This window comes from Enterococcus sp. E5-37 (assembly GCF_035726925.1).
Lineage (GTDB): Bacteria > Bacillota > Bacilli > Lactobacillales > Enterococcaceae > Enterococcus_B > Enterococcus_B faecium.
On sequence record NZ_JAPMLG010000025.1, the window covers coordinates 1 to 3,716 of the forward strand.

At 37.4% G+C, this 3,716-nt stretch carries 3 protein-coding genes and 2 pseudogenes; all 5 read right to left on the minus strand.

The annotated features are described in order from the left end of the window. Positions 1-122 (minus strand): annotated as a pseudogene (locus OS138_RS12585) (IS3 family transposase); the annotation flags it as partial. A 41-nt stretch (positions 123-163) separates the two neighbouring features. Beyond that, positions 164-1,924: a hypothetical protein gene (locus OS138_RS12590; protein ID WP_077850313.1), complete on the minus strand. Its 1,761-nt coding sequence runs from the start codon at positions 1,922-1,924 to the stop codon at positions 164-166. Between the two features lie 5 nt (positions 1,925-1,929). Further along, positions 1,930-2,385 carry an ABC-three component system middle component 2 gene (locus tag OS138_RS12595; RefSeq protein WP_077850314.1) on the minus strand — a complete coding sequence of 152 codons (456 nt, stop codon included), beginning with the start codon at positions 2,383-2,385 and terminating at the stop codon, positions 1,930-1,932. Further along, positions 2,375-3,382 (minus strand): ABC-three component system protein, encoded by a 1,008-nt coding sequence (locus OS138_RS12600; RefSeq protein ID WP_077850315.1) that lies wholly within the window; start codon positions 3,380-3,382, stop codon positions 2,375-2,377. Before OS138_RS12600 ends, OS138_RS12595 begins: the two co-directional genes overlap by 11 nt. 208 nt (positions 3,383-3,590) lie before the next feature. Next, a pseudogene (locus OS138_RS12605) lies at positions 3,591-3,716 on the minus strand (IS30 family transposase); the annotation flags it as partial.

Consider the following 3,716-nt stretch of genomic DNA (forward strand, 5'->3'; position numbering starts at 1 on the left):
AATGCTGAAGCCGTTAGTTCATATTCTCGAATGATTTCTACACGTGGCTTTCCAGCTAAGTAAAGATTGACGATTTGTTGCTTGAATTCTTGTGAAAAAGTTCTTCGTGTTCTCTTAGACATAAAAAATTCCTCCTGGTATGTTTTCTTCTAGTCTACACACCTTAATTTTTCTGTCTAGTTAATTGTAGCCTATCCACCTCATATGGTAAATCAGGTAGACTATTTGTATTTTCAATCACGATTACTTGTCCATTATGCTGATGATTCAATAAATAATTGAATAGCCCATATTTCATGCTTTCTGGCGTGTCATCACCTTGGTCTAAACCAAGAAGGGGAGTATCAAGCGCTAAAAAACCAACTTTATGGGCAGAAATATCCTGAATATACTCACGGAACATAAGTGCAAATACTGAGTTGATGAATGCAACATAGCCTTTGCCGTGCGTGGATTTCTTCTTCCCATTTATTTCAATATCGAAAGAACGAAGGTTGAAAGTGGCGTGGTTAAAGTTTTCGTACTGAGCTTCTTCCAGTATACGGGTAACGATAGCATTCAAATCTCTCACAAAGTTGGAGGGAAAGTTTTTCTTTGGCGAGAAATCAACTTGCTTTGGCGGAGCCTTAATTTCTTCCTCCAAGTTATCATTCCAAGTTTGAGACATTTGCTTGATTACGTTCAATTCGTTTTGTAATTCTATGCCTTCTTGATATCGTTCGATTGTTGTTTTTAACGTTTTCGCATGGGGAGCCAAATCACTTTCAATTGTAAAATTGATGGTTGCACGTTGCTCCTCAAGAAATTTAATTTTTGCTTTAGAATCATTGAGTTCCGAATGAACATCTTTTTTACTGGCGGTTAATCCATCCAACTGCATCAGGATGCGAGAGAGCTCAGCTTTTGAAGCTTCGATGTAGGTTGACTCATTTTCTATTTCGACTTTCGAATCACATACTGGGCAAATGGTAATTGTATGATTGTGTTGCAGGTGAGTACCGCCTTCGACAATGAACGTAAGTCGCTTAATATCTGCTAAGTACTGAGATTCGAGATCCTTGAATTGATTCAAGGTAAGTTGAGCGTTTCCGAGCTTTTCTTGCTGTAGCAATAGATTACTGAGCAAATCTTGGCTAGTTTCAATGGCAGATTTCAATGCAGACTCAGCTTTTTCGAGTAGTATTTTTTGCTCTTCAATTGTGGCCACGTAATCAACAGAATCAAATTCAGAGAGTTTGTGTCGAATTTCCTTACTACGTTCAGACATTCCTTGAATTTGTGCTGAGACGAATGATTTTAGTGCCTGTTTTTTGGCTGCAGTCAGTGCGTCCTTTTCGCGAGTTTGCTCATCAGAAAAATCATCATTAGTTAGCAAGAAAAGCAAGCAGGCTATGAAATATGTTATGTCGTAGATTTCTGGTTGATAAATGGAGGTTTTCCGTACCATATTATCTTCTTGAAGTAAGAACAAATGTGACAACACATTCCAAGTAAGTCTTTTTCTCTCGAAATTTTTGTTCCATGGAATCATCGGGAGATTAGGAATACCGATTAGTTTCAACCATAGTTCGTTGATAACAGGGTTATTATTTCCGCCTTTTTTGTATTCAGTATCATATTCGCCATCTTGAATCGAAGGATCGTTGCTTTTAACAAGGATAATTGTTCGGCTTCTTTTCTTGAAATCACGCTCAAGGCTAATAGTTCCTCTGTCGGTTCCAATATCTATCTTAGCGTGATCATATCCTGTACTTTCGGCATCAAATGGTTTTTCACCATTCCAGAAATAGCTGATAGTCTTCAAAATACCAGTTTTACCGGTATCAGAGACACCACAGATGATATTTAATCCTCTTGAAAATGAGATGGTGGCAGGTTCTTTATCCCGTCCTGTTACGGTTACTTTCTTTATATAAAAAGACAATTCTCTTACCTCCGTCTAAGTGCTCGTGCAGATTCTTCAGCAATGAGCCTAGCAATATCAGTTTCTGATTTATTCTGAACATACTCTTTTGCAAGATTGGCATAATACAGATACTGTTTGGCGTACTCAGAACTTAAACTTTTAGCTACCTTTTTTCCAGCTTCCGTAATTGAATAAGTGAAACCATTGTCGGTAGCAGAAATTTTTATAAGCCGTTTCAGGACTAATTGTTTGATGTTCTCATTAATTTGCTTTCTTCTAGTTGCATATTCAGTGAAACTAAAGTCATTATCACCGTGAAGACTATTTTCAGAGATGCCGAATTCTCTAGAATAGATTGTTACAAAATCTAAAATAGTAATTCTATCAGTTGTGAGATTAGTATTTGATTGATTACACAGTAGCGTAAGAAGTATTCTGAGTGAGATCTCAGTGTTTGAGTTAAAAGGCTTAGTCTTCATATTCATCCACCCACTTTAGCCTTCCTTCGTTTGCAAGAATGTGACAAACGCCTTTCCGAGAGGTTGGTCGCATGATGTTCTTAAATTCTTCAATAGCAGAGGTTGTTTGACATTTCACAGCTTCTCGCATGACCTCTAGCATTCGCTGATATGCATTAGGATACATCATTGACAGAGTAGATGAAATAAATTCATAGGTGTCGCCTTTCCATATTTCTGCTGTTTCTCCATCGTCATCAAATTTCTCACGAGCGATGCGTTCTACCCATTCAGCGGAATAAAAATTCTTCCGTTGGTCAATGAAATCTTGCTTGAATCGTTCAGGGAGCGTTTCTGCTGTAAGTGATTTTCTTGTGAACTCCGAGTAGGCAGCTAACAGACAGTTGATGTAGTTGAGCTCATGTTCACAGATGTCATCTGGTGGAGCGATTTCTTTCGGTACTTCAATTTCTCCAGATGCAAAAACAACCTTTCCAGATTTCTTGTCATAGTAGGCTTCTTTTAGAGGAACTAATGATTTTTGAGATTTTGTCGCTGATACAGACGGGAGTTGATTATCAAGATAAGTATGAGCATTTCCATCAATGATGTCTTTCAAGACCTCAGTAAATAATATTGCACAGCCATATTCGAATTTCTGTTCCTCGCCAAAGCTGCTAGATGCATTTTCGAACTCATTTAAGATATTCTCTTGATTTGTAGAATTTAACTTCAGATTTTTAATGTATGCTGCAAACTTTATCTCGTCTTTTCGGTTGTAAACCGTCTGAATATTTTTCACTGCGGGCGTATTAGGAGAATCCTTGAAGTATCTATCAACGGTATCCATTTCTAGAGTTCGAAATGGATTGTATTTGCCATCATCGTACTGTTTGCGAGACTCTTGATTTCGTGGTTCTTCCATGTAGTTATCAACAAGCTCAAGAAAGAAATCGCTAATTTTATGCTCGCTTCCGCTATTGTTAAAAAGTACAGATACATATTCATTTAACAGCATACATTTTTCCCCCTGCAAATTCCGAGTTCTTCCGAACCTTTCCGAGCTCTTCCTGATTGGAAGGGCTTTTTCTCATACAATGAATCCATAGTCATTCACATACTATTTTATCACGTGTGGTCGTTAACGCACAACTTTGTTTGCGATTGTGAACAGCCAAAAAGTGTGAAATGTTTGTGAACGACTAAATAAAAATCATATTTCAAGTACTAATACTTTTCCAATTAGAGAATTCTTTTCCACAATCAAAGGTAATTGATTTGAAAAGATTTTTGGGTACGGATTGAAGCCATTCATTAATCGAATTTTCAATATCAACTGCCTTACGGCCTTC